Source organism: Butyrivibrio sp. TB (assembly GCF_900110805.1).
Lineage (GTDB): Bacteria > Bacillota > Clostridia > Lachnospirales > Lachnospiraceae > Butyrivibrio > Butyrivibrio fibrisolvens_C.
The window spans coordinates 121,876-128,182 of sequence record NZ_FOER01000013.1 but is presented as its reverse complement, the minus strand read 5'-3'; the positions used below and the strand labels follow the sequence as shown (position 1 = coordinate 128,182).

At 35.7% G+C, this 6,307-nt stretch carries 6 protein-coding genes and 1 pseudogene; 4 read left to right on the top strand and 3 right to left on the bottom strand.

The features are described 5' to 3' along the window. Together BMX21_RS10435 and BMX21_RS10430 are read right to left on the bottom strand one after the other, a co-directional pair. Nucleotides 1–195: pseudogene (locus tag BMX21_RS10435) on the bottom strand (gamma-mobile-trio recombinase GmtY); the annotation flags it as partial. Between the two features lie 189 nt (nucleotides 196–384). After that, nucleotides 385–900: a flavin reductase family protein gene (locus BMX21_RS10430; protein ID WP_022754176.1), complete on the bottom strand. Its 516-nt coding sequence runs from the start codon at nucleotides 898–900 to the stop codon at nucleotides 385–387. A gap of 132 nt (nucleotides 901–1,032) precedes the next feature. Between BMX21_RS10430 and BMX21_RS10425 the strand changes: the two genes are divergently transcribed. From BMX21_RS10425 to BMX21_RS10415, 3 genes are all read left to right on the top strand, one after another. Continuing rightward, a complete protein-coding gene (locus tag BMX21_RS10425; RefSeq protein ID WP_092044025.1) occupies nucleotides 1,033–2,787 on the top strand; it encodes a GGDEF domain-containing protein in 1,755 nt (584 codons plus the stop codon). Then, entirely contained in the window at nucleotides 2,784–4,529 is a 1,746-nt protein-coding gene (locus BMX21_RS10420) for a sensor domain-containing diguanylate cyclase (protein WP_092044023.1), read from the top strand. The genes BMX21_RS10425 and BMX21_RS10420 overlap by 4 nt, the downstream gene beginning before the upstream one ends. A 110-nt stretch (nucleotides 4,530–4,639) precedes the next feature. Beyond that, a complete protein-coding gene (locus BMX21_RS10415; protein WP_027203195.1) occupies nucleotides 4,640–4,876 on the top strand; it encodes a hypothetical protein in 237 nt (78 codons plus the stop codon). A gap of 72 nt (nucleotides 4,877–4,948) precedes the next feature. On the opposite strand, the gene BMX21_RS10410 is transcribed toward BMX21_RS10415, so the two are convergent. Further along, on the bottom strand, nucleotides 4,949–5,704 hold the full coding sequence (locus BMX21_RS10410; RefSeq protein WP_092044021.1) for a heparan-alpha-glucosaminide N-acetyltransferase: 756 nt from the start codon (nucleotides 5,702–5,704) through the stop codon (nucleotides 4,949–4,951). 144 nt (nucleotides 5,705–5,848) lie between these two features. Here BMX21_RS10410 and tsaE point away from each other — a divergent pair, with 144 nt between their 5' ends. Further along, nucleotides 5,849–6,283 carry a tRNA (adenosine(37)-N6)-threonylcarbamoyltransferase complex ATPase subunit type 1 TsaE gene (gene tsaE, locus BMX21_RS10405; RefSeq protein WP_022754181.1) on the top strand — a complete coding sequence of 145 codons (435 nt, stop codon included), beginning with the start codon at nucleotides 5,849–5,851 and terminating at the stop codon, nucleotides 6,281–6,283. Nucleotides 6,284–6,307: the final 24 nt, after the last annotated feature.

Genomic DNA, 6,307 nt, shown 5'->3' with positions numbered 1-6,307 from the left:
ATCAAATAACAACCCAACAGCCTGTATGAGCTTGTTATGCCAAGTCCTGCTCTTATGGCTATACTTGATCTGATAGCGCAGTAGCTGTCCAAATATCTGTGTCTCTCCATCTTGCTCTATCAAAAGAGATGGCAGCTCTATGTATCTTGCTGAATTATCTCTGTATGTCTTTGTGTATACCTTTACATAATTCATCTCTTATCCATCCATATAGATTGATTAACATATTATTTATAATACCATATACTATTCAATATGTGTATATAAAAAAGGTACTATATCTTGATAATATAGTACCTTTATACATAGTTTGATTATAAAATTATTACCTTATATAACGAAATGCAGGTGCCTTTTATCATCTATATTAACTAAAACTTATTCTTATCGTATCATTATCTTCTCTATTTCACCTATGAACATGGTGTGGTACCCGCCTTTTTGGTACTGTTCATCAATAAGTGATTTATCGCATATAGAATCCGGCTCGAGTTTCTGGCTAAGGAGCTTTCTGCATATGATGACATTAGAAGCTTCGTCAATAAAAGGAACTTGTGTATCTTCATCGTGATTTATATTAAGACGCGCGCCTTTTATTTTGTCTTCATTTCTGCCGGAGACCATTCCCATAAATTTGACTTCTCGTTTATAATCTTTAAGGTCAAGGAAACTCAGTGCAAAGTATTCGGATGCTTCTATGAGTTCTCTTGTATACCTTTCCTCACGAAGATATACAGTTGCTATATGTCTGTCCCATAGGAATCCAATACTACCCCAGGAGGCAGTAGTAGCATTTTCTCTGCCGTTTGCACCTGCGGATATGAGCATCATATTATCTTTTTTAAATGTAAATGGTCCCTGCATGACATCTTCTATACTGATTGGCTGGAATACGTGCATATACGTCTCCTCTCAAACGAAGTATTGTTACATATATCATATCATACAGCCAATAAATATAGTACATAGATAGTTATAATTTAATCATATAATGACGATAAATACAGAAAGGAAGAAATAGCAGGAGCATTAATGGACAATTACGAATTTAGCCTTAAAAGGCTTTGGCTTATACCAATTCTTATGTTCTTAATTATCATGCTGTTAGTAGCTTTTGACAGCCCTTTTTTTAATACCAAAAATCAGTATGGAGTTCAGGAATTAATTGATGGCTGGGATGTGATCAATGAGAATACCGGAGCTTCTTTTAAGAATATAGCTTTGACCAAAGCCGATATAGGAATAGCAGGTAATTATAAGCCTGTTACTATGAACTGCACGCTGCCTTCTAAGCGGATTCCTTCAGGAGCGCTTATCTTTAGGACATATTATTGCAGCGTAGAAGTATATTTGGACGGAGAACTTATATATACCTATGCCAAAGACATCTTGGAGAAGGGACACATGTGTCCTAAGCACTATAATGTGGTTCCTCTTCCTGATAATTATCCGGGAAAAGAAGTTACGATCGTACTTATGCCCAATGAAGTATATTCATTTTCCGGATTTGCCCCAATTTATTTTGGCAATGTAGAAGAAACGTACAGAACAATTCTTGAAAGTAAAAGACTTCCATTACTCATAGGTACGTTTTTGTGCATATTTGGGCTTGCAATGTTTATTACATCTTTGTATCTGTTTGTGTATCATAATGGCAATATTACCCTTATTTTTGCTGCCAACATATCTTTTGACATAGGAACATATATACTTTCGTTTAATGATCTGTATCTGTTCATAGCAGATGCTGATGAATTCTATACATTTATTGAATATATAGCTCTATTTTGCATTCCGTTATCTATTATTGTCTTTTTGATAGCATCCAATTCATATTTTAGGAACTGGGTATTTTATCTTGTTGCAGTACTTGATGTACTTATAATTGCTTATACAGTTACAATGCATCTTCTCAACATAAATCATATCTGTAATTATCTGTCGATTCTTCATTTTGTTGGAATATCTGAGGCTGTTCTTTTTATAGTAAGACTTATTATGAGCATAGTCAGCATAAATAAAAAGAAGGATGATGAGGAAGATATAGTACTTGGAGTCGTTAAGAGTAAGAGTACTATATCCTCGCTGGTATTTCTGATTGGTGTAATCATATTCCTTATCTGCGTTATTGTAGATATATCCCTTTATATTATACGAAGAGATTTTGGCACTAATTTTGAAAGACATAGTAATATTAACTTTTTCATAATAGGGTCATTATGCTTTGTGCTGTCTATACTCCTTAATTATTTCTTCCTTTCTATAGAGCATATCAGCGTTGAGAATAGTGCAAAGCATCTAAAGGGCCTTGCATACACGGATGATCTGACAGGTTTAAGTAACAGAGCTAGATGCGAACTTGAAATTGCTTCTCTTGGAAAAAAGAACCGGGAAGGCTTTTCTATAATCAGTATTGATGTTGATAAACTTAAAGCCGTCAATGATACCATGGGCCATCAGATGGGGGATAAACTTCTCAAGGTATTCTCAGATGCTCTTAAGGAAGCGTTAAATGATGCTGATCTTCTTGGCAGGATGGGCGGAGATGAGTTTATAGCTATATACAAAAAAGGTTCCGAATCCTTATGCCGCAGTGCTATGAACAGACTTGTTGAGGAAGTTGACAGATGTAATAGCAAACAGACAGAATTCGAGCTGTCTTTCTCATATGGTTATGCGATATGTAAAAATGGCAGAAATAAAAATCCAAGAAATGTTTATATGGAAGCAGATAAAAAAATGTATGAGATGAAGAAAATTCATCATAAGGAAAGGGAAAGCTTATGAAGAGAAGAATTTTTTTCATATCAATAAGTATTATTACTTTTATACTTGTCATAATAAGTATCTCATATATACTGCCTTTTAAAGCAGAAGGGCAGATACAAGAACTGAAAGGACCATGGTCTGTTGATACAGCTAAGGTTCATATTGATAATGCATCAATAGAAGAAGTATCGAGTATATTAAAAAGCCTACATACAAGGGACGTTGTAACCATGTCTTGTGAGGTTCCGGATATAGAATCCTGCATTTTGCCTACAGTTTTATTAAAATCACAGTATAGTGGGGTAGAAGTGCTAGGAGATAGAGGACGTTTATATTCAAAATGGTTAGATCGTTTTGAAGAGCACAAGTATATTGGAGTTGGATATCATTTTATTAATATCCCAAGTCAGCTTGAAGGAGGCAGACTTAAGATAAAACTTTTTATTTCAGAAGAAGGAGCTTATTCTGTTTTTGAAGAGCCACTAATTGGCTCTTACCATGATATCCAGCAAAACTATATAAGAGCCAGACTGTTTTCTATGGCGTGTTCATTTTTTCTTTTAGTATTTGGAATATGCTTTGTTTTTATAACACTGTTGTTTTGCTCAGCTGTTCCCAATATACTGAGCCAGTTGTTTTCTTCAATCCTTTTCTTGGATTTGGGAATCTGGCTTACTTGTTATCTGGGGATAGCGCAGCTTATAGTTGATCCTACCTATCTTACAACTATGGAACATGTGGCTTTGTTCCTGATGGTTCCTTTATGTTCAATTATTTTTGGAACTATAGGAAATCACTTTAGAAATATATATTATACAGTAGCCGTCTCAGTACTTGATGCCATATCAGTTCTTTTTATAATATTCCACTTTGTTGGAGTGGTTCATATGAATATGACTCTTACGGCTTATTATATTATAAGCTTTATTGCTTTTATCATCGTAGTTAAGATTATTATAGATGATTCCAGAAAGCATGAAATGCCAAAGTCAGTCATGTCCCAGGAACTTGGATTATTGATCTTTGGTATATCCATAATGGTTCATATGATGTTCCGTATCCAATATGTGACCCAGATATTCAAGCGCAGTTTTGTTGTTGATAATATACTTACTATGGGCATAATGATGTATATCTATATATATCTTCTTAATTACTTTTTGTACATAACGGAGATGTATGCCCAAAGGCAGGAGAATGAGTCGCTTTCACGTCTTGCATATGCAGATGGCCTTACCAATGTTCCCAACAGATCTATGTGGACTAAACGTATGAAAGAACTCTCTACCACAGAATCTGACTATTGCATTATCTCTCTGGATCTAAACGGACTTAAAGATGTTAATGACCGTCTGGGACATGCATTTGGAGACTCTTATATCAGGGAATTTGCAAGGGTCATGGAAGAGAGTTTTCCTATGGATACTTTTATGGCGAGAATAGGTGGTGATGAATTCGTAGTAGTACTTGAAAACACTGATATTAAAGATACGGAAGGATATATTTACAACCTTACAGAAAAACTGAATGCGCTCAATGTCCAAAATGGCGCTTACAGAAGAAGTGTTGCAGCAGGCTATGCATATAGGTCAGAACATGAAAAAATGGTAAAAGCGATAGGCGATACCGATATAGTAGTTGATCCTAATGATGTATATCTTCTTGCAGATGAGCGTATGTATGATGTGAAAAGAAATATGCATAACAGTAAAAGAATAGGTGAGAGATGGGAAAGTGGTAATGAGAGCTTTTTGACTTGAGATATTTGATCAAAACGTTTATAATTTTGTAGCGAATAAAAGCGTATGTTTTAGGAAAATCCTAATACACTATATCCCGATTAAAATTAAGAAAGAAAAGAGGTTTTTATATGAAAAGAAAATATAATTTATCAAAGGCAGTTACACAGGAGCAGGCTGACAAGGCTATGGAAGAGATGAAGAAGATCACAGGCTTTGGAGAAGCTGAGTTTACAGAAGATCTTAAGGGCCTTATTGTAACAGCTGATGATGACAAGATCACACATGTTATGAACCGTAGCGTTAACATCTTTGCAAGAGTATGCGATGAGACCAAGATCTCATTTGATTGTTTTATTTATGAATAAGGGACATAGAAATGCATCCATGCATTTCTGGACATGTCCTCATTACATCCTGTAAAGGGACATAGAAATGCATCATGCAGCCCCAGGCACGAACAGCATTACCAGTGCGTACAATACCGGCTGGTGCAGCATATATATTATAAGCGAGTGTTTTCCAATAAATGAAATACCTGGGATACGAATATAAAAGGGACGCTTTAGAAGGAGCGTTCCTTTTTTAGGCCTTTTTAAAAGACGGCATAAAGCAAATCCGCACCAAAACAAAAAAATCCATGGAATGATAGCGAAATAGTCGGTTGAATAAAAGCCTTTGAAGGGAAAACCTAAAAAAGCAGTCAGATAATTGGCATAATATTCTTCTGGAAGCTTTATAACATTAGCACCCGGGAAACCGATATAACCGTAAGAGATGCTTTTTGTTATGGTAAAACAAAATGCCGAGAATATCAGCAAAACACCGGGATGTATCTTTTCGAGGACAGGAAGCAGAAGGCCTGATATTATCATGGCACTTCCATGTAAGGTTAATACTCCAAATATTACTATATCCTCAGGGACGACGATATAAGTTGCAGCTGTAATGACAAGGCCGCACAAGGATACGATAAGTCCTCTTTTGATAGGATGGTTGGATATAGCTACGCAAAAACCGGATATAAGGATAAATGACCAGCATATGCTTTGCTGCCACAAAAAACCTTTATAAGACATATAAAAATCAAGCCGGATTCCTGCAATATATACAAGATCCCAGCAAAGGTGGTACAGTATCATACTTATGAGGGTAATGCCCCTTATTGAATCGATAGTATGTAATCTTTTGCCCATAGATACATATTAACTCAACTTGACTTAAAAAGCTAAAGAAAACTACAATAAAAGAAGATATAATTGCAAAAAAATAAACCATAGATTCTTTTATCTGAGAAAAAGAATCTATGTATTATTAAATGCCCAAAATAGAAGGTGTGTATGAATACAACAACAATAGAGACCCATTCTTCTGAGGAAACATTTGAGTTTGGGAAAAGAATAGGAGAAAATGCCCAGCCTGGTCAAGTGTATACATTGATCGGTGATCTTGGAGTAGGTAAGACAGTTTTTACACAGGGAGTAGCCAAAGGCCTTGGCATAGAGGGACCTGTTAACAGCCCGACATTCACTATACTACAGGTTTACGAAGATGGAAGGATTCCCTTTTATCATTTTGATGTATACAGGATTGGTGATGTCTCTGAAATGGATGAGATAGGCTATGAAGACTGCTTCTATGGGAACGGGATAAGTCTTGTCGAATGGGCTAATCTTGTAGAAGAGATACTTCCTGAACATTATACCGAAATACGCATAGAAAAGGATCTGTCAAAGGGGCTTGATTACAGACTTATAAGCATGACCCAGATCTGATCTATGTCAACTGTTAAACATGGC